Consider the following 16,586-nt stretch of genomic DNA (forward strand, 5'->3'; position numbering starts at 1 on the left):
CGGGGCCGCCGTGGTGGGGCCCCGGGCGGCCGGGTCAGCGAACGAACTCGGCGCGCCGCTTCTCCTCCAGGCGGGCGCGGTGGGCCTTCAGCTCCTCCTCGGAGGGCTTCGTGCGGGTCACGTCCAGCAGGGCGGCGTCCGGGCGCTGCGGGCCCTCGCCGACCTCGTCGAGCGTTCCGTCGATCTGCCGGCCCCTCCACATCGCCGCCTTGGCGTCGGCGAGCGCGGCGGCGTCCTCGTCGGAGCGGGCGACCTCGCAGCCGGTGACACGGACCTTGACCTGCGGGTCCTTGTCCTCGTCCTCGGCGTGCCCGGTGTAGGACTTGGAGGTCAGTTCGACGATCGCGAAGACGGTCCGGCCCGGCTTCTCGAACAGGCCGCGCCGCATCTCGCGGGTCATGGACGCTTCGAGGGCTGCGGCGGCGGAGTCGAGTTTCACCGCGGGGACGTCGGCGGGGGTGAGCTTGGGCATCAGGTTCCTCTCATTCGGTAGGCGGCCGCGGTCTCGGCGGCCTGGGCGGCGAGGGCCTCCTCCGCGCACACCTTGTGCGCAGCGCTGCCCTTGGAGTCGCGGAGCTGGGTGTCGTCGCCGCAGTAGCGGCAGGGGCGGGCGTGCTCGTAGTCCCAGTGCCGGGAGTCACGCCAGTCGAGGTGCGTCCCGGGCGCGTACGGCTGCTCGGGCGGGGCCCGGCGCGGGCGGCGGCCGGTCACGGCAGCAGCCCGGACGCGAGCGGATCCTCGCCGGCCGCCAGGCCGCGCACGACGAGGACCAGCTGCCCGCCCTTCACCACGCGGCCGAGGCGCATGTCCGGGCCCAGGACGCGGGTGTGGTCGTCGTCCTCGAACATGCCCGCGTCGACCAGCCCGTCCACGGCCGCCTTGAAGCTGCCGTACCAGTTGGCGGGGTCGCGGCGGCGACCGTTCGTCGCCGGGCAGAGCAGCCCGAGGACGTGCGCACGCTCGAACAGCGGGCTCGGGCGGGCGGCCGCGAGCGCGTCCAGCAGGGTGGGGCACTCGGACACGGCCTCCCTGGCGGCGGCCCGGATCGTCGCGGTGAGCTTGCCGCGGTCGCGCTGGTGCATCCGCTTGTTCGCGTTGATCAGCGGAAGGCCGGCGGGCAGGGTGATGACGTAGGGCCGGGAGGGCCCGGCCACCGTGGTGGCGGCCGGACGCTCCGGGTCGAACAGGGTCGGCGCGCTCACTCCGCACCGCCCGGGGTGTCGACGGTGAGGTGGCCGGCCTCGCAGCGGTGCGCACCGTGGTGGAGGACGACCGGGACGTCCCCGCCGCAGGGCGGGCAGTGCCGGTAGCCGGTCGGCGCGACCGCCCCGGGCACGGGTGCGGGCAGGCGCGGGCCGAGGAGGCTGTCGAGGGACACCTCGATGCGCTGCGGGCGCCGGGCGCGGCGGTGGCGGCCGGACGGGACCGGGCGCACCCACCAGCGGGCCAGATGCGTACCGGCCACCAGCGCGCCCGTCAGCGACGCGGCACCGACCGTGATCCGCTCGATCACCGCGACCACCTCTTGTCCTCGCGGCGGGACTGCCACTTCGCGCCCTCCGCCATGGCGGACGTGTTGAGACCGAGGGCGTCGTCCAGGCGGGCCTGGAGGCCGTCGGCGCGCTTCCGCTCAGCGTTCCGCTCGGCGATCAGCACACCGACCTGCTCCCGAAGGCGGGCGACCTCAACGGGGTCCGCCTCAGCGACTTGACGGGCACTGGTAGCGGCCGCGTTGCGGAAGGCGCTGCTCTCCTTGCGGGCCTTGGCGGTCGCCTTGAGGGCCAGCTGGTAGCGGATGTACAGGTCGGAGTACTTGCGGCGGCGGACGAACATCACGCCTCACCGCCCCGCGGCTTCGGCGTGCGCTCCTCGTAGTGCCGCCTGCCGAGCGCGTCGAGGGTCTCCTCGTCGCCGTTCTCGTTCTGCACCAGCACGTGCAGCAGGCGCGCGTTGCCCAGCTCGTAGCTGATCTGCTCCAGCCGGCCCAGCGTCGTCTTCGGGTTGATGATCTCGTCCCGGTAGTCGGCCGCCGACCGCTGCGGGGCCTCGCCGCGCTCCACGTGCGCCGCCTCCGGCTCCGGGTCGCCGGTCGGGATCATCCCGGTGTTGAACAGCAGCGCCCGAAGCGCCAGGGACTGCGCCTTCGCAGTGCCCTTGTCGCCAGAGTCGAGAGACTCGCCCGCCGACTTCAGCAGCGGCAGACTGTCGCCCATCGGGCCGAGGACCTGCCACGTCACGACGACAGTGCACTCCCGCATCGGGTTGCCGCGGCTGGACTTGGTGTCGCGGTAGGTCGTCGCCATGTCGACGGCCATGACCGTGATCCCGTGCCGCAGCGTGGCCGGGCCGAACGCGTTGAGCGCCGCCTCGATGCCGCGGAAGTGGTACTTCAGCTTGCCGTTCTCGATGTGCCGGTCACTCTTGGCCACGGCCCGCACGTCGGTGCGGACCCGCAGCCACGCCAGGTGCACCGGCACCAGGTCCGGGGACGGGTAGGTGTCGCTCGCCTCGTAGTCCAGCTCGGGCAGCGGGTCACCCGCGGGCGGCGCGGTGTACGCCGGGGCGGCCGGGACCGCGGGCGGGGCGTCGGCGGCGTGCTGCTCGGCACGCTCGGTCAGGGACGTCATGCGGTGAACTCCTCGCGCACGTACTTGGGGATGGCGATGCGGTCGTGCGGGACGTCGGTCACGCACGCGCGGTAGGCCTCGGGGAACTCCTCAGCGAGGCGGGCCAGGTCCGGGGTCTTGCGGAAGGACTGCTCGATGGAGAAGAAGGGCCGGTCCTGCCGGGCAGCGGCCTGCGCGCCGCCGAGGACGCCGAGGAGCTTCGCCTTCGCGGCCTTCTTCCGCCGCCGGCCTTCGCTCTCCAGAGCGGAGGCCTCCATGTACTCGGTCATGGCGTCGACCGCATCGAGGTCGCGGTCGACGACGACCACGCCGTCCCGGTCCGGGTGGAGACGGTCGTACAGGTCGATCAGCGCGTCCGGCGGCTCTTCGCCCGTGGCGGCTGGGGCCCGCCCGGGCACGATGTGGTCGTGCCACAGCCGGGACGCCTCCGCGTGGAGGTACGCGACCAGCTTCACGTGCTCCTCGCGGCGCACGGTGTACTGCCGGTAGTCCTGACCGCCGATCAGGCACACGACGTGGATGTGGTCCAGGCCGGTCACGAGGATCTGCCACAGCACCTGCGCCAGCACGTCGTCCGGCGGGCCCTGCCTCCACAGGTGCGCGATGAACGCGTTGCGGGTCTTCACCTCCAGCGCGCACAGGGAGTGCTGCGTGCGGTCGAGGGGGCACTCGGTGCACAGCCGGTCGAGGGTGCACATCGTCCATGGCTCGTCCACGTTGGCGATCAGCCCGACCGGTTCGACGACGGTCCGGTTGCGGCGGGCCCAGTCCCGGGCCAGCGGTTCCTCAAACAGGACGCCGAAGTGCGCGGCCTCGCTGAACTCGTCGTCGTGCGGCAGGCGGCCGAGCTTGTCGTGGAAGACGTGGAGTGGAGTCTTAAAGCCGCTGAGGCCCATGACGGCGGGCAGGTCGCTGCTGCCGATGCCTTGGCGGCGGGCGTCCAGCCACACGTCTCGCGGGGCGGTGTGCTGGAGGATGAGCTGACCGGTCGGGGTGACCGGCCCGGCGGCCGGGGCCACCACGGCCCCGGCGCGCGCGGTCGTCTTCATCAGGCGGTACCGCCCTTCGTGCTGATGGGGTGGTAGATGCGGCGGCCATCGACGTCGACCGCGGCCAGGAGCCCGGACCGGGCCAGGCCGCGCAGGTCCTTGCGCGCCGTGTTCCGGCCGTACGTCGGCCACGCCCCGGCGAGCAGCCGCTCGGCGAGCTGCGTGGTGACCGGGCGGCCGTGCGCCCGTATGGCGGCGAGCAGCCGCGTGCGGCGGGTGAGCGTCTCCATCAGCACGCCCTCCGGTCCTGCTGCGCGGGCAGCGGCCGGGCGGCCAGGTGCCGGCGGGTGGCCGCCATCGACGGGTGCCGGATCTCCGACGCACCCCGCGGGGCGGCCGCCAGCTCGCAGTCGACGTGCACCCAGATGCCGCCGGTCTCGTAGTCGCAGTCGTCGCCGTCGCAGCCGAGCGGGCGGGGGATCATCGGCGACCACCCCGCAGCCGCAGCAGGACGGCGACCAGCGACGGGGCGTCGCACGCGCAGTAGATGAACCAGACGAACCCGATGCTGCCGAGCCACAGCAGCCACTCCAGGGCGGTCACTGGTCGGCCCCCTCGTCGTAGGCGGAGGCGACCTCCAGGGCGGTCACCACGTAGCCGGTGACCGTCTCGGTCTCGCCGTCCTCGGTCACGGTGACCAGCTCGGCGACGCCGTCCTCCTCGTCCTCGATCCAGTCGAAGACGGGAGCCGCGCCCGCCGCCCACGTGCGCCGCTCCTCCGCGACGCAGTGCGCGCGGGCCTCCGCGGCCGTGGTGTAGAGGCCCATCACGATCGAGTCGTGCTGCGCTCGGAACACCGTCCCCGGCTGCTCGGCGAGCGCGTTGCGCAGCAGCACACCCACCGTCAACGCCGGGTTCGGGTCGCCCGCGTAGTGCACCAGCAGCAGCCGACGCACCGTCGCCAGCGCGCCCGCACCGGTGTCGGCCGGCCGCTCGTACGCCGCGAGCCGGGCCTGGGCCGCGCGCAGTGCCTGCACCGCGTCGTCCAAGGCCTCGTTCGTGGAGTGCCGCTCCGCCTCCAACTCGGCGACGCGGGCCCGCGCCTCACGCAGCTCCTCGCGCACGGCGTTCTCGACCTTCATCCGCTCGCCGCGCTCCATCACCAGCCGAGCAACCTCAGCCGCCGCCTCAGCGAACTTCGCCCGCACCTGTTCGTGCTCGGCGGCCGTCTCCGGCGACTGGAGCAGCTGCGCCGACTCCAGATCGCACGCGATCCCCGCCGGCGTCTGCCGACCGTTCGCCATCGCGCGGCAGATCACGTCCGCCGCCGTGGACACCAGCCGCGCCTTCACGCCGACACCGCCTCAGCGGCCTGCGGCGTGCTCGCGACCTCGGCCGTCAACGGCACCTCGAAGCCGGTCAGGTGCACCGGCACACCCCGGAACACACCGTCCGCCGACAGCCACACGGACTCGGCCGACGCGTGCAGGGCGACGTCCGCCGGGGCGATCGCCAGCACCGTCCGCCACGCCTCGAAGGCGACCGGGGAGTCGAGCTGGAGGCCCAGACGGGCGGACTGGGACAGGCACGGCCTGTGGATCGTCACGTAGGCGCCGGGCAGGTCGCCGAACATGCCGATCAGCTCCGCCAGCGCCTCGGCGGCCGGGGCCTGCTCGCTGATCGGGCGGACGGTCGGTTGGGTAATCTCGTCGGTCACGGTGACCTCTCTTGATCTGGTAGGGGCGCCGTAGTCGTCGGCTCGCCGGGCCGGGAAGTCGGGCGGGCCGTCGGCGCGTTCAGGTGTCAGGCGGCGGAGTTGTCCGCGTCGGACAGCACCCGCTCGATCCGCCGCGCCTTGGCCGCCCGGGCCTCCTCGCTGCGGATCCGCCGGGCCTGCGCGGACTTCAGCGCCAACTCGCGGTAGTGCGCGGACTTCAGCGCCTCAGCCGCGTCGGCGATCTGCTTCTCCGTGCCGGTCGGGTGCAGCTCCCGGGCCTGCGCCACGAACCGGTCGTGATGCGACGCCTTCCGGGCCTTGGCCGTGCGCGCGGACCGGTCCGTCGTGCGAGCCCAGCTCTTGTAGGCGGCGATGCGCATCTGCATCGATCGCTCGGCCGTGTTCAACGTGTTCTCCTCGGTCATCCGCATCCACGGATGTGGATGCTCGGGGCAGGAAAAGGGCGCCGCGATGGACGCCGACAAGCTCCGCGATACGGGTCGCGACCGCGTCGGTGACCGTGGCGTACCGGCCGTGCAAGAGGTCGTCCACCCGCGTCTTCGAGATGCCGGCGGCGCGCGCCAGGCCTCGGACCGAGAGGGGCCCTCCGGGAGCTCGATGCATCAGCTTCCGGAGAAGGTCACTGTCGGTGAGGTTCAGGCGTTCAGTCACGGCTCTCCCTGCGGTCATCCACGTCCGTGGATGTGGATACTCAAGCACACCGTTCGTGCGGTGTCCAGCTTCTGTGCGCCCGATGCGCCCGATGCGCCCCCCGCGATTCAGTCATCCGGCTTGAGCGCCGTATCATCCACATCCGTATTCATGGACAATGAATCCGCAACGCCGAAAGGTTGTAGGTGCTGACCTGCAATTTCGTCGTCAATTGCGAGCGGTGTCCTGGGACACCTGAGGGAAGAGGGCTCTGATGATCCAGCGCACCGCACTGACGGAGCTGGTCCAGCAGCACGTCGGCACCCACACAGGCCCCGGCAAGATCAGCGTCGCCGCATTCACCAAGAAGGCCAAGGACCCAGAGACCGGCTACCAGCCCAGCAACGGCCTCGTGGGAAAGATCGTGCGAGGTCAGAGCTACGGCGTGACGCCCGAGCTGGTCGGCGCCATCGCTGCCGGCCTGGGCCTGCCCCGCGCCGTAGTCGCCGCCGCTGCGCACCTCCAGCTCATCGGCTACGAGGAGGCCGACCTGGAGGGCGGCGCGCCGGCCGCCCTGATGCGCCGCCTCGGCGTCGAGCCGGGCGCTCCGGAGCGGGCCGTGGCCGAAAAGTGGGCAGCAGAAACCGGGGAGTAGCCCCGCAAAAACCCACGCATACCCCCCACGGTTTCTCGCGGGTTTCGCTTGCATGCTGCATTAATGCGACTACGGGGCGTAGAGTGACGTGACCTCGCGCACACCGAACGCGTGTACGAATCCAGCGTGTCTGGAATCGGCCACGCGGGATAAGGGGGGTCAATGTGACCGTGCATCTCGAACGCGCCACTCTCACCACCGGCGTACCCGTTATGCACACCGTCAACGGGGACCAGGTCCGCGCCGCCTACGATCCCCACCAGATAGAGGAAGCCGCCACGCTCGCCTGGCTCTGCGTTCGCGTGCCCAGACTCGTGCGTGACGGCTTCACCGTGACGTACGCGACCGCCTGACAGCAGCCGCACCCGGGAGGGGTGGCCCGAAGCCGCCCGGGCCCTCCCCCTCCACTACAGCCGATCAGCCGGACTCAGCCGAGCATGCGCCGACCGGGCCCGCTCCGCACCCGCCGACGCCGCGTACCGCGACAGCATCTGCCGCGACCTCCACCCCGTGATGCGCATGAGGTCGTCCTCGTTGCCCCCGTTTACCTTCCACAGGTGCGCGAAGGTGTGCCGGAACTGGTGCGGATGCAACTCGTCGATCCCGGCCTCCGCACACCGTCGCTTCAGCATCGTGCCGACCCCCCAGATCGTCAGCCGGTGCCCTTTCTGCCCGCGGTCGCCCCACCACAGCCACATGCCCTCGTCCAACGGCCGGCCCTTGTGCTTCGCCGCCGCCCGCAGGTAGCGGTCCAGCGCCGTGGCGCACGTCCGGCCGAACGGCACCGACCGGTACTTATCCCCCTTGCCGAGAACCTGGAGCACCATCAGGTCCAAGTCCACGTCCCCGACGCGACGCTCCGTCAGCTCCGACAGGCGTACACCGGTGTCGAGGAACAGCATCAGGATCGCCGTGTCGCGCCGGTCCGCGAAGGTCTTCCCCTTGCACACCCGGAAGAGTGCAGTGAGGTCCTGCTCGCGAATGACGGGCACCTCCTTCTCAGTGACGGCGGGAGGCTTCATCGTCCGCATGGGGGAGCGGTCCAGCTCCTCCTCGTCCACCAGCCAGTTGAAGAAGGTCTTCAGTGCGCGGAAGTGCTGGTGCGCGTTCGCGGGGCTGGTCCGCGTGATGGTGGCGGCCACATACGCCTGGACGTGCTCGCGGTGGACGTCATCCAAGTCGGCCGGCGCGGGGCGGCCTGGGGTGCCGTCGTCGCTGGAGGTTGGCCGGTACCCGCTGTCCTCGTCGAGGAGGTACGCGGCGAAGGAGCGGACGGCGTGGCCGTAGATCCGGAGGGTGTTGTCGCTCTTGTTCTCGCTCTTGAGGGCGCGCAGCCAGGAGGCGGCGAGAGGCCCGATGTTGTAGCGCTCATCTGCCATCGCCACACCATGGCGTACACGATCGTGGATGGTCAAGGCGCTTGCCCCGGTAACGATGTGCATCGGGCCAGGCAAGAGAAAAGACCAGCGTTTCCGCTGGTCAAGGGGTGTTTGCGCCCCCGGCAGGACTCGAACCTGCGGCCAAGCGCTTAGAAGGCGCCTGCTCTATCCACTGAGCTACGGGGGCCTGGTGCGGTGGCCTCGTTACGATGCCCTGGTCTGGGCTGATCCGCGACGTTGCCGGGGACAAGGATAGGGCTCCCGGATCCTTGCCCTGCTCGCTTCACCTTTGTGGTTCGCTGTGGAGGTTCAGTGAAGCGGTCCCGATAATCGCAGGCGGGTACGAATCGTGCATCGCTTTTGACGCCTCACGCCTCGGGTGTTGTGCACTCGTTATGGCTGGACTGCGCCCCTGTCCCGCTCACCCCTTCCGTCCGTTGTGCTCTGTTGGCGCGCTGGCATGCCTATATGCTTCAGAATTCCCCTAAAATTGGGCATTCTTCACATGTGGTGACCTTGGACGTACGGCCTCAGCTGCTCGACGCACTCTCCGCGCTGCGCGACCGTGTCGCGGCCGCACGCTTCCCGCTACCCCTGACGGGGGCTCCTCGCGCGCGTGCCAACCGCGACGAACTGCTCGCCCAGCTCGACGACTACTTGGTGCCCCGCCTACGGCAGCCCGAAGCCCCCTTGCTGGCCGTCGTGGGCGGCTCCACCGGCGCCGGGAAGTCGACCCTCGTCAACTCACTGGTGGGCCGGCGGGTCAGCGAGGCGGGCGTGCTGCGTCCGACGACACGGACCCCGGTGCTGGTGTGCCATCCGGAGGACCAGCACTGGTTCAGCGGAATGCGGGTGCTGCCCGACCTCACACGCCTCTGGGCTCCGCCCCCGGGCCGTCGGAACGCGCGGGACGAGGACCTGCTGCTGCCCGGCGAGGACCGCCGACGGGTGCTGCGGATCGAGACCGTCGACACCCTGCCACCGGGCCTCGCCCTCCTCGACGCACCCGACGTCGACTCCCTCGTCGCCGACAACCGGGCCCTGGCCGCCGAACTGATCTGCGCGGCCGACATCTGGGTGATGGTCACCACGTCCGCCCGCTACGCCGACGCCGTGCCCTGGCACCTGCTCCGCACCGCCAAGGAGTACGACGTCACCCTGGTGACGGTGCTCGACCGGGTACCCCACCAGGTGGTCTCCGAGGTCTCCCGGCAGTACGCCGCCCTGCTCACCAAGGCCGGCCTCGGCGACGCTCCCCGCTTCACCGTGCCCGAGCTGCCCGAGTCGGCCTGGGGCGGCGGGCTGCTCCCGGCCACCGCGGTCGCGCCGCTGCGGAGCTGGCTGATCCACCAGGCGCAGGAGCCCGGAGCGCGCCAGCACGCCATGGCCCGCACCGCACGAGGCGTCCTCGACTCGCTGAAGGCGCGGCTGCCCGAACTCGCCGGCGCCACCGCCCAGCAGTACGCCGCCGCCCTGCGGCTCACCGCCGCCGTCGACGGCGCCTACGACGGTGAGCACACGCGGGTGCGGGGCCGCCTGCAGGCCGGCGCGGTCCTCGCCGGCGACGCACTCAAGCGCTGGCGCGCCTTCCCGCTCGACTGCACCGCGGGCGAACTCCTCGACGCGCTGGTGGAGAGCCTCGCCGCGTTGGTGCTGTGCGCCGTCACCGCGGCCGACGAGCGCATCGACGAGGCCTGGCGGCGCGAGCCCGCGGCCGACGCCCCCGGAATGCTGGACCGCGATCCGGGTCCGGAACCGGCCGAGCACCGGATCGGGCTGGCCGTACGGCGGTGGCGGCGGGAACTGGAGGAGTACGCCGAGGAGGAGGTGCGCGAGCTCGAACGGAACGCCGCGCCGGATCCCGAGACGGTCGCCGCACTCGTCGCCACCGCGCTGCTGGGCGGCCGTCGCGCGCGGTCCGCGGGGGAGACCCTCGCCGAGCGGATCGGTGCACACGGCGCGCTGCGGCTGCGGGACAAGGGCGGTCGACTGCTCGCCGACCACCTCGACCGGGTCGTGCACGCCGAGCGTGAACGCCGCCTTGCCCCGCTCGACGGTCTCGACGTCCACGCCGAACCGCAGGCCGAACTCATCGCCGCGCTGTCCGTACTGCAGAAGGAGAGGTGACCGGTGACCGCTGTCACTGACCAGGACCAGACGGAGCACGCCGATCACTCCGGAGAGGGAACCGTGCAGGACGACGACCGCCGCGCAACCCGCCCCGACGCCCCGGATGCCCGCCGGGCCCCGGACGCGCCGGAAGCCCCGGAAGCCAAGGGCGTCCTCGACGTTCCGGGCACCCCCGACCCGACTGGAGCCCCTGCTGCCTCCGACCCCTCGGAGGGCTGCCGGGGAGATGACGGCGCACAAGGCACACGGAGCCCTCAGGACTCACGCGGTCCACTGGTCTCACGAAGCCCGCAGGGGCCACAGGCCGCGCCGGGCACGCCCAGCGCGGGGGGCCACCGTCACGGCGGCGAGCACGGCGGCGAGCACGGCGGCGAGCACGGCGGCGAGCACGGCGGCGAGCACGGCGGCGAGCACGGCGGCGAGCACGGCGGCGAGCACGGCGTTGAACACGCCGTCGAGCACGGCGGCGCGCACGACGGAGGACACGACGGCCAATACGACGGCCGGTACGACGCTCAGCGTGACGGCCGGCACGAGCGCGGACCCGACGCCGGACCCGGTGCGCGGCGGCCCGGTGCCGGACGCGAGAGCCGTCACGCAGGACGGGACGGCCGTCACGCAGGACGGGACGGCCGTCACGCGGACGGTTGTCACCCCGAGAGTCCTCCGGGGGCAGCCGAGCGCGGCCCCCGGCACGTGGACACCACCGCGCCGGCGGAGCCCGGCCCCGACGCGGACACGGGCACCGCCGACCGGACCGAACCCTCCGACCAGCGGTCCGGCACCTACTGGGACGACGGACTGATCGCCCGCCGCGTCACCGAGGCCGCCGCCGCGGCGGAGCAGGCCGCCGCGGTCGAACCGCGGGCGAGCAGCCCGCAGACGGTGATGCCGCCGGCGTACGACGGGCCGCTGCGGTCACGTCTGGACGCCCTGCGGGAGCTGGTCGGGCTGTCCCGCACCCGGCTGGACGGAAGGACGCTCGCCGAGGCCGGCCGGGTGCTGGACGAAGCGGCGGCCCGGCGCAGGCTGTCCGGCCAGCACACCGTCGTCGCCCTCGCGGGCGCGACCGGGAGCGGCAAGTCGCAGCTGTTCAACGCGCTCGCCGGGGTGCCCATCTCGGAGACCGGCGTGCGCCGTCCGACCACCGCCGCGCCCATCGCCTGCAGCTGGAGCGACGGTGCGGCGAGCCTGATCGACCGGCTCGGCATCCCGCCCCGGCTGCGGCGGCGCCCGGTGCAGAGCCCGGAGGCGGAGGCGCAGCTGCGCGGACTGGTCCTGGTGGACCTGCCCGACCACGACTCCGCGGCCGTGCAGCACCGTGAGCAGGTCGACCGCGTCCTGCGCCTGGTGGACGCCGTCATCTGGGTGGTCGATCCGGAGAAGTACGCAGACGCCGTCCTCCACGAGCGCTACCTGCGCCCGCTGGCCGGGCACGCCGAGGTGATGTTCGTCGTGCTCAACCAGATCGACCGGCTGCCCGGCGAGGCCGGCGACCTCGTCCTGGACGATCTGCGCAGGCTGCTCGACGAGGACGGCATCGCGCTCGGCGAATACGGCGAACCGGGCTGCACCGTGCTTCCGCTGTCCGCGCTCACCGGCGACGGCGTCGGTGAACTGCGCGAGGCACTGGGCCGGTTCGTCGCGGAGCGTGGCGCGGCGGCACGCCGCATCTCCGCCGACGTGGACAGCGCCGCCGCCGGACTGAGGCCCCTGTACGCCACCCGGCAGCGTGCCGGACTCAGCGAGGAGGCGCGGGAGGAGTTCGCCTCGCGACTCGCCGAAGCGGTGGGCGCCACCGCGGCGGGCGAGGCGGCCGAGCGGGCGTGGCAGCGCAACGCGAGCCGCGCCTGCGGGACGCCCTGGCTGCGGTTGTGGCGCTGGTACCTGGACCGGCGGGAACCCCCCACGGGCCGGTTGCCGCTGCGGGCCCGGGCCGAGGAGGAGGCCACGGCGCGCCAGCGGGTCGAGCAGGCGGTGCGGACGGTCTCCGACCGGGCCACGGCCGGGCTGCCCGCACCCTGGGCGCAAGCGGTGCGCGAGGCCGCACTGCGAGGCTCGCAGGGGCTGCCCGAGGCGCTGGACGAGCTGGCAGCGCGAGCCGGCCTGCCTCCCGGGCGGCCTCCCCGGCCGGGCTGGTGGCCGGCGGCGGTACTGGCACAGGCGGCGATGACGCTCCTTCAGGTCGCGGGCGGAGTCTGGCTGGTGGGCCAGATCGTCGGCGTGCTGTCGCCGAACCTGGGGGTGCCGGTCCTGCTGATGGTCATCGGCATCGTCGGAGGGCCGCTGGTGGAGTGGACGTCCCGGCTCGCGGCGCGCGGCCCGGCCAGGCGCTACGGGCAGGAGGCCGAGCGCCGCCTCAGAGAGGCTGCGGCCGGCTGCGGCCGGGCGCGGGTGCTGGACCCGGTGGCGGCCGAGCTGCTGCGGTACCGGGAGGTGCGGGAGCAGTACGCGAGGGTGGCGGGCGCGGGGTTCGCCGTGCGCTGAACCGGGCCGTACCTCCGTCCCCGGCGAGAACGGGGCCCGGAGCCCATGGAGGGAGGCGGGCTCGGGGAAGGCGGCGGGCTCGTGCACGGGCGCGGCTCGCTCGTCCGGGTGGCGGACTTCTCCACAGGCGCGCAGTCCTCCACAGCACTCGGCGGGAGTCGGCCGCAGCGGGCAGTCTGGGTGCACGTGATCGCGGCGGACGCGATCGCCACCGCAGCGGCGGGGCGCGGCTCGGCGGCCGCGCCCCGCCGCTGCGGACGCCGCCCGTGGGAGGTACCCGCGAGCGTGCCGGCCCGGTCGTGCGCCGGGCGAGGGAGGTGCGGTCGATGAACGAGACGATGCTCTGCGTGGTGGGCAACGTGGCGACACAGCCGGTGTACCGGGAGCCGGCGTCGGGTCCCTCGGCACGTTTCCGGCTGGCGGTGACCTCACGCTACTGGGACCGCGAGAAGGCCACCTGGACCGACGGCCACACCAACTTCTTCACCGTGTGGGCCAACCGACAGCTCGCCGTCAACGCGGCTGCCTCCCTCCAGGTCGGTGAACCGGTCCTGGTCCACGGCCGGTTGAAGGTGCGCACGGAACCGCGCGAGGGGCAGACGCGGACCTCCGCGGACATCGACGCGGTCGCGATCGGCCATGACCTCGCACGGGGGACGTCGGCCTTCCGCCGCTCGGGCCGCCCGGAGGCGGTTCCGGTCGTGAACCCGCCGGAACCGAACTGGCAGTCGCCGCCGCCCGCCCCGGCGGAGCACACCGGCCAACAGCCCCGGCGGGCAGAGGCTGTGACATGAGGTCAGATACGTTCGGCACGCGGAGGAGCGCCCCCGGCTCCGACACGCCCCTCCCCATGTTCACGCGTCCCGTCGTCCCCTATGCGCCGAGCGCGATGACTCGCCCTCCCGCAAACCCTCCGCCGACCCGGCGAGGGCCGCCTGCGCCAGTCCCTCGCGATAACGATTCCGATTCGGATCGATCTTCGGGCGGGACGCGGGCGAAGTCGGGGTGCCCGGGATACCTAGGATGCCGAGCAGAGCCGACGAGGCTCCTGATTCTGCTGGTGGGACCGCATAGCCCCCATGTCGACGGGTCCTGCTCGGAGGGGAAACCTGTGCTTTCTGCGTTCACTGCGTCGCCGTTGCCGTCCGACCGCGGGCGGAGGGCGGCGGTCCGCGCCGCCGCCGCGGCGCTGGTGTCCGCAGTCGCCGCCGTCGGCCTGCTGGGGTCGGCCGGACCGGCCGCCGCCGACGGGTCCACGCAGACCCGGGGGGGTGCGACCGCCGTCATGGGCGAACTGAAGACCTACGGCACCGCCGTCCTCCACGAAGGAGGCGAGGACCGGGAAGTCCCGGCCGGCCTCTACGAGATGTCCGTCGACGGCGGCGGCACCCTCCAGACGTACTGCGTCGACCTGCACAGCCCCACCCAACGGGACGCCGTCTACCACGAGACCGCCTGGAGCGGCAGTTCGCTGGGCACCGACAAGGACGCCGGCCGGATCAACTGGATCCTCCGGCACTCCTATCCGCAGGTGAACGACCTCGCCGCACTCGCCGAGAAGGCCGGTATCCACGGTGCCCTCACCGAGCAGGACGCCGCCGCCGGCACCCAGGTCGCGATCTGGCGCTACTCGGACGGCGCCGACGTGGACGCCGCCGACCCGCAGGCCGAGCAACTCGCCGACTACCTCCGCAGAAGCGCCCGGAACACACCGGAGCCGAAGGCTTCGCTGGCCCTCGACCCGCCCGCCGTCTCCGGGCGGCCGGGCAGCCGGCTCGGCCCGGTGACCGTGCACACCGGCGCGGACACGGCGACGGTGACGCCGCCGGCGGAGGCCGCGGCGAGCGGGGTGCGCATCGTGGACAAGGACGGCAGGCCGGTCACCTCCGTCAGGAACGGCAGCCGCCTCTTCTTCGACGTGCCCGAGGACGCGGCCGACGGTTCCGCCGAGTTGACCGTGCAGGCCTCGACCACCGTGCCGGTGGGGCGGGCGCTGGTCTCCGAGAGCCGCAGCCAGACGCAGATCCTGGCCGGCTCCAGCGAGTCGACCGTGTCGGCGGTTGCCGACGCCGCCTGGGCGGGCCAGGGCGCGGTCGCGGCCCTCTCCGCGAGACGGAACTGTGCCGAGGGCGGAGTCGACATCACCGCGGTGAACGCCGGTGACGTGCCGTTCACCTTCACGCTGATGGGCGCCGAACACACCGTCCCGGCCGGCGCTTCGCGGACGGTGACCATCCCGCTCCCGGAGGACCAGGCCTACGACCTGCCGATCACCGGCCCCGGTGGTTCGGGCCGGCGGTTCACCGGTGTCTTCGACTGCCGGACCCAGGACAGCGCGTCCGACATGACCGTGCAGACCGTCGCCGAGCCCAGCCCCGCCACGGCCGTGGCCGCCGACACCGGCACCGACCTCGCCGACACCGGCGGCTCGGCCGCCACACCGCTGATCGCGGGTTCCGCCATCGGCCTCGTCGTGATCGGCGGAGCGGCCCTCCTGATCGCCGGCCGGAAGAACCCGCCGACCCGGCGCTGACCGGGGGACGCCACGGCAGGGCGGGGACCGACCGTTCGGGGCCGCTCTGCGTCCGCCCGGGGCCGCCCGGTCACAGGAGCCGAAGCAGTACCACCAGGACGATCGGCACGGGGAGCACACCACCCACCACGCGCCGGCGGACGTCCCCGGGCACGATGAGTGCCAGGAGCGCCAGCGGGTACGGAGCCGCCAGCGGAATCGTCGAGAGCAGACCTACGATCGACGACACTTGATGGCCGAAGACCAGGATGGCCCGCAGGGCGACCCACCCGGCCGTCCCGGCTGCGAGGACCTGAACCGTGAGCAACCAGCGCTGAGCGCGGCCTGCGGTCACACGGGACCCGGCGATCGTCTCGTGGACGATCATGACGCCCGTCCACGCGAAGAGCGATACGACGGCCAGGATGACGAGCAGCCCGAAGGCGGCGGGCCCGCCGTCCCCCAGAATCGAGTCCGGATGCCAGAAGATCTCGATGACGCTCCAGACCGGGACGCCCAGGACCAGGCCCGCCGCCCAGGTGGAGACGATCTCCTTGCCCAGACGGTCCGACCACCACCCCTGCAGGGCCCGCCCCCACAGCGTGATCTTGCGCAGGCTCTCGCTCATGCCCTCGGCCTCCCCTGTCTGCTCGGCCGCCCGGGCCGGCCTCCGAGAGCGTGGCATACGCCGGGGTGCCATCAGCCACGCGCCCCGGCCGGAGACCGTCGATGTGTGAGCGCTGGACCGTACCCCGGCCTAGGAGGCCGGCCGGCGCCGACCGCCAAGGCCGCGGCTCACTGGCTACGGCCTCCCACCGAGAGCCCGAGCTTTCCCAGCCGGTGGCTCGCTGCCGGCCTTGACTCGATCCGTGGGCTCTGATCGGCTTGGCCCATGGCCGTGGACCCCGGCGAGTACGACAAGGCGATGCCGATCGTGGCGGCCCACCTCGCGAAGATCGAGCGGGCTGTCGGCCGGACCCGCGCCTCACATGCGGGGCAGCCGTTCGCGGCGGTCCATCGGGCATTGGCCGAAGCACTGCGGGACGAGGGCGCCCAACGCGTCGTGCCCCAGGTCGTTGAGGAGTTGGCGCGCCAGATCTCCGAGGCAGTCGCCGGGCCCTCCGAATCCGCGGGGTGGGTGTCCGACCCCGTGACAACGCCCGCGCGCGGCGGTGGACACCCACGGACGGCGATGGATGATCGCCGCAGTTGAACAGTGCCCTGGCCCAAGGCGGAGCGCCTGCTCGGATCGCCTCGGGACGAAAGGTCGCGGGCTACGGGCCGTCCGTGGGCCGTGCGAAGGCGTCCGAGGCCCACCGACGGCGACCGGCAGTGACGGGCGCGCCGCGGCTGCCTGCCGCGAACGCCCAGGTCAAAGGGGCGGGACCATACGAGTTTCCCCCCGGGGGTGGCGGTACGGCAAGATGGGGTGTATCTGC

General features: G+C 72.8%; 23 protein-coding genes, 1 tRNA gene and 1 pseudogene. 7 read left to right on the forward strand and 18 right to left on the reverse strand.

Annotated elements, in window-relative coordinates; all coding sequences use genetic code 11:
- Positions 1 to 34: 34 nt before the first annotated feature.
- The 14 genes and pseudogenes from ACL02U_RS09750 to ACL02U_RS09815 form a co-directional block, all read right to left on the reverse strand.
- Positions 35 to 472 carry a hypothetical protein gene (locus ACL02U_RS09750; protein WP_412790293.1) on the reverse strand — a complete coding sequence of 146 codons (438 nt, stop codon included), beginning with the start codon at positions 470 to 472 and terminating at the stop codon, positions 35 to 37.
- Positions 472 to 711: a hypothetical protein gene (locus tag ACL02U_RS09755; RefSeq protein WP_412790294.1), complete on the reverse strand. Its 240-nt coding sequence runs from the start codon at positions 709 to 711 to the stop codon at positions 472 to 474. Before ACL02U_RS09755 ends, ACL02U_RS09750 begins: the two co-directional genes overlap by 1 nt.
- Positions 708 to 1,202 (reverse strand): hypothetical protein, encoded by a 495-nt coding sequence (locus ACL02U_RS09760; RefSeq protein WP_412790295.1) that lies wholly within the window; start codon positions 1,200 to 1,202, stop codon positions 708 to 710. Before ACL02U_RS09760 ends, ACL02U_RS09755 begins: the two co-directional genes overlap by 4 nt.
- Positions 1,199 to 1,513 (reverse strand): hypothetical protein, encoded by a 315-nt coding sequence (locus ACL02U_RS09765; RefSeq protein WP_412790296.1) that lies wholly within the window; start codon positions 1,511 to 1,513, stop codon positions 1,199 to 1,201. The genes ACL02U_RS09760 and ACL02U_RS09765 overlap by 4 nt, the downstream gene beginning before the upstream one ends.
- On the reverse strand, positions 1,510 to 1,833 hold the full coding sequence (locus ACL02U_RS09770) for a hypothetical protein (protein ID WP_412790297.1): 324 nt from the start codon (positions 1,831 to 1,833) through the stop codon (positions 1,510 to 1,512). The genes ACL02U_RS09765 and ACL02U_RS09770 overlap by 4 nt, the downstream gene beginning before the upstream one ends.
- On the reverse strand, positions 1,833 to 2,627 hold the full coding sequence (locus ACL02U_RS09775) for an ERF family protein (protein WP_412790298.1): 795 nt from the start codon (positions 2,625 to 2,627) through the stop codon (positions 1,833 to 1,835). The genes ACL02U_RS09770 and ACL02U_RS09775 overlap by 1 nt, the downstream gene beginning before the upstream one ends.
- Complete coding sequence (locus ACL02U_RS09780) at positions 2,624 to 3,676, reverse strand: YqaJ viral recombinase family protein (RefSeq protein WP_412790299.1); 1,053 nt, start codon at positions 3,674 to 3,676, stop codon at positions 2,624 to 2,626. The genes ACL02U_RS09775 and ACL02U_RS09780 overlap by 4 nt, the downstream gene beginning before the upstream one ends.
- Positions 3,676 to 3,906: a hypothetical protein gene (locus ACL02U_RS09785; RefSeq protein ID WP_412790385.1), complete on the reverse strand. Its 231-nt coding sequence runs from the start codon at positions 3,904 to 3,906 to the stop codon at positions 3,676 to 3,678. The genes ACL02U_RS09780 and ACL02U_RS09785 overlap by 1 nt, the downstream gene beginning before the upstream one ends.
- Positions 3,906 to 4,100 (reverse strand): hypothetical protein, encoded by a 195-nt coding sequence (locus tag ACL02U_RS09790; RefSeq protein WP_412790300.1) that lies wholly within the window; start codon positions 4,098 to 4,100, stop codon positions 3,906 to 3,908. Before ACL02U_RS09790 ends, ACL02U_RS09785 begins: the two co-directional genes overlap by 1 nt.
- Positions 4,097 to 4,219: a hypothetical protein gene (locus ACL02U_RS09795; RefSeq protein ID WP_412790301.1), complete on the reverse strand. Its 123-nt coding sequence runs from the start codon at positions 4,217 to 4,219 to the stop codon at positions 4,097 to 4,099. The genes ACL02U_RS09790 and ACL02U_RS09795 overlap by 4 nt, the downstream gene beginning before the upstream one ends.
- Entirely contained in the window at positions 4,216 to 4,968 is a 753-nt protein-coding gene (locus ACL02U_RS09800; protein ID WP_412790302.1) for a hypothetical protein, read from the reverse strand. Before ACL02U_RS09800 ends, ACL02U_RS09795 begins: the two co-directional genes overlap by 4 nt.
- A complete protein-coding gene (locus tag ACL02U_RS09805) occupies positions 4,965 to 5,333 on the reverse strand; it encodes a hypothetical protein (protein ID WP_412790303.1) in 369 nt (122 codons plus the stop codon). Before ACL02U_RS09805 ends, ACL02U_RS09800 begins: the two co-directional genes overlap by 4 nt.
- Positions 5,334 to 5,419: 86 nt before the next feature.
- Positions 5,420 to 5,758, reverse strand: a complete 339-nt coding sequence (locus ACL02U_RS09810; protein WP_412790304.1) for a hypothetical protein — start codon at positions 5,756 to 5,758, stop codon at positions 5,420 to 5,422.
- Positions 5,759 to 5,813: 55 nt separating this feature from the next.
- Positions 5,814 to 6,023 (reverse strand): annotated as a pseudogene (locus ACL02U_RS09815) (hypothetical protein); the annotation flags it as partial.
- Between the two features lie 235 nt (positions 6,024 to 6,258).
- Here ACL02U_RS09815 and ACL02U_RS09820 point away from each other — a divergent pair.
- Both ACL02U_RS09820 and ACL02U_RS09825 read left to right on the forward strand, forming a co-directional pair.
- A complete protein-coding gene (locus ACL02U_RS09820) occupies positions 6,259 to 6,639 on the forward strand; it encodes a hypothetical protein (RefSeq protein WP_412790305.1) in 381 nt (126 codons plus the stop codon).
- A gap of 164 nt (positions 6,640 to 6,803) precedes the next feature.
- Positions 6,804 to 6,992 carry a hypothetical protein gene (locus tag ACL02U_RS09825; RefSeq protein WP_412790306.1) on the forward strand — a complete coding sequence of 63 codons (189 nt, stop codon included), beginning with the start codon at positions 6,804 to 6,806 and terminating at the stop codon, positions 6,990 to 6,992.
- Between the two features lie 54 nt (positions 6,993 to 7,046).
- Here ACL02U_RS09825 and ACL02U_RS09830 read toward each other — a convergent pair whose 3' ends face one another.
- Together ACL02U_RS09830 and ACL02U_RS09835 are read right to left on the reverse strand one after the other, a co-directional pair.
- On the reverse strand, positions 7,047 to 8,018 hold the full coding sequence (locus ACL02U_RS09830; protein ID WP_412790307.1) for a tyrosine-type recombinase/integrase: 972 nt from the start codon (positions 8,016 to 8,018) through the stop codon (positions 7,047 to 7,049).
- A gap of 114 nt (positions 8,019 to 8,132) precedes the next feature.
- A tRNA-Arg gene (locus ACL02U_RS09835) sits at positions 8,133 to 8,205 on the reverse strand.
- A 320-nt stretch (positions 8,206 to 8,525) separates the two neighbouring features.
- On the opposite strand from ACL02U_RS09835, the gene ACL02U_RS09840 reads away from it, so the two are divergent.
- Complete coding sequence (locus ACL02U_RS09840; RefSeq protein ID WP_412790308.1) at positions 8,526 to 10,145, forward strand: dynamin family protein; 1,620 nt, start codon at positions 8,526 to 8,528, stop codon at positions 10,143 to 10,145.
- A gap of 282 nt (positions 10,146 to 10,427) precedes the next feature.
- Here the strand turns inward: ACL02U_RS09840 and ACL02U_RS09845 are convergent, their stop codons facing one another.
- The gene (locus ACL02U_RS09845; protein ID WP_412790309.1) at positions 10,428 to 10,802 is read right to left on the reverse strand and encodes a hypothetical protein; all 375 of its coding nucleotides are present in this window, start codon (positions 10,800 to 10,802) and stop codon (positions 10,428 to 10,430) included.
- Positions 10,803 to 10,844: 42 nt separating this feature from the next.
- Here ACL02U_RS09845 and ACL02U_RS09850 point away from each other — a divergent pair, with 42 nt between their 5' ends.
- The 3 genes from ACL02U_RS09850 to ACL02U_RS09860 all read left to right on the forward strand — a co-directional run bounded on the left by ACL02U_RS09850 (position 10,845) and on the right by ACL02U_RS09860 (position 15,168).
- The gene (locus ACL02U_RS09850; RefSeq protein ID WP_412790310.1) at positions 10,845 to 12,635 is read left to right on the forward strand and encodes a GTPase; all 1,791 of its coding nucleotides are present in this window, start codon (positions 10,845 to 10,847) and stop codon (positions 12,633 to 12,635) included.
- Positions 12,636 to 12,961: 326 nt separating this feature from the next.
- Complete coding sequence (locus ACL02U_RS09855; protein WP_412790311.1) at positions 12,962 to 13,429, forward strand: single-stranded DNA-binding protein; 468 nt, start codon at positions 12,962 to 12,964, stop codon at positions 13,427 to 13,429.
- A gap of 344 nt (positions 13,430 to 13,773) precedes the next feature.
- The gene (locus tag ACL02U_RS09860; RefSeq protein WP_412790312.1) at positions 13,774 to 15,168 is read left to right on the forward strand and encodes a Cys-Gln thioester bond-forming surface protein; all 1,395 of its coding nucleotides are present in this window, start codon (positions 13,774 to 13,776) and stop codon (positions 15,166 to 15,168) included.
- Positions 15,169 to 15,238: 70 nt separating this feature from the next.
- Here the strand turns inward: ACL02U_RS09860 and ACL02U_RS09865 are convergent, their stop codons facing one another.
- Positions 15,239 to 15,775 (reverse strand): hypothetical protein, encoded by a 537-nt coding sequence (locus ACL02U_RS09865; protein ID WP_412790313.1) that lies wholly within the window; start codon positions 15,773 to 15,775, stop codon positions 15,239 to 15,241.
- Between the two features lie 264 nt (positions 15,776 to 16,039).
- Here ACL02U_RS09865 and ACL02U_RS09870 point away from each other — a divergent pair, with 264 nt between their 5' ends.
- Positions 16,040 to 16,360: a hypothetical protein gene (locus ACL02U_RS09870; RefSeq protein ID WP_412790314.1), complete on the forward strand. Its 321-nt coding sequence runs from the start codon at positions 16,040 to 16,042 to the stop codon at positions 16,358 to 16,360.
- The last annotated feature ends 226 nt before the right edge of the window (positions 16,361 to 16,586 follow it).

Origin of the sequence: Streptomyces sp. MS06 (assembly GCF_047200655.1) — a bacterium.
GTDB lineage: Bacteria > Actinomycetota > Actinomycetes > Streptomycetales > Streptomycetaceae > Streptomyces.

Coding starts and splice junctions, on each gene's coding strand:
- ACL02U_RS09810 (WP_412790304.1), bottom strand. CDS start 5,758: ATGACCGAGGAGAACACGTTGAACACGGCCGAGCGATCGATGCAGATG.
- ACL02U_RS09790 (WP_412790300.1), bottom strand. CDS start 4,100: ATGATCCCCCGCCCGCTCGGCTGCGACGGCGACGACTGCGACTACGAG.
- ACL02U_RS09750 (WP_412790293.1), bottom strand. CDS start 472: ATGCCCAAGCTCACCCCCGCCGACGTCCCCGCGGTGAAACTCGACTCC.
- ACL02U_RS09870 (WP_412790314.1), top strand. CDS start 16,040: ATGGCCGTGGACCCCGGCGAGTACGACAAGGCGATGCCGATCGTGGCG.
- ACL02U_RS09865 (WP_412790313.1), bottom strand. CDS start 15,775: ATGAGCGAGAGCCTGCGCAAGATCACGCTGTGGGGGCGGGCCCTGCAG.
- ACL02U_RS09775 (WP_412790298.1), bottom strand. CDS start 2,627: ATGACGTCCCTGACCGAGCGTGCCGAGCAGCACGCCGCCGACGCCCCG.
- ACL02U_RS09785 (WP_412790385.1), bottom strand. CDS start 3,906: ATGGAGACGCTCACCCGCCGCACGCGGCTGCTCGCCGCCATACGGGCG.
- ACL02U_RS09780 (WP_412790299.1), bottom strand. CDS start 3,676: ATGAAGACGACCGCGCGCGCCGGGGCCGTGGTGGCCCCGGCCGCCGGG.
- ACL02U_RS09830 (WP_412790307.1), bottom strand. CDS start 8,018: ATGGCAGATGAGCGCTACAACATCGGGCCTCTCGCCGCCTCCTGGCTG.
- ACL02U_RS09820 (WP_412790305.1), top strand. CDS start 6,259: ATGATCCAGCGCACCGCACTGACGGAGCTGGTCCAGCAGCACGTCGGC.
- ACL02U_RS09770 (WP_412790297.1), bottom strand. CDS start 1,833: ATGTTCGTCCGCCGCCGCAAGTACTCCGACCTGTACATCCGCTACCAG.
- ACL02U_RS09855 (WP_412790311.1), top strand. CDS start 12,962: ATGAACGAGACGATGCTCTGCGTGGTGGGCAACGTGGCGACACAGCCG.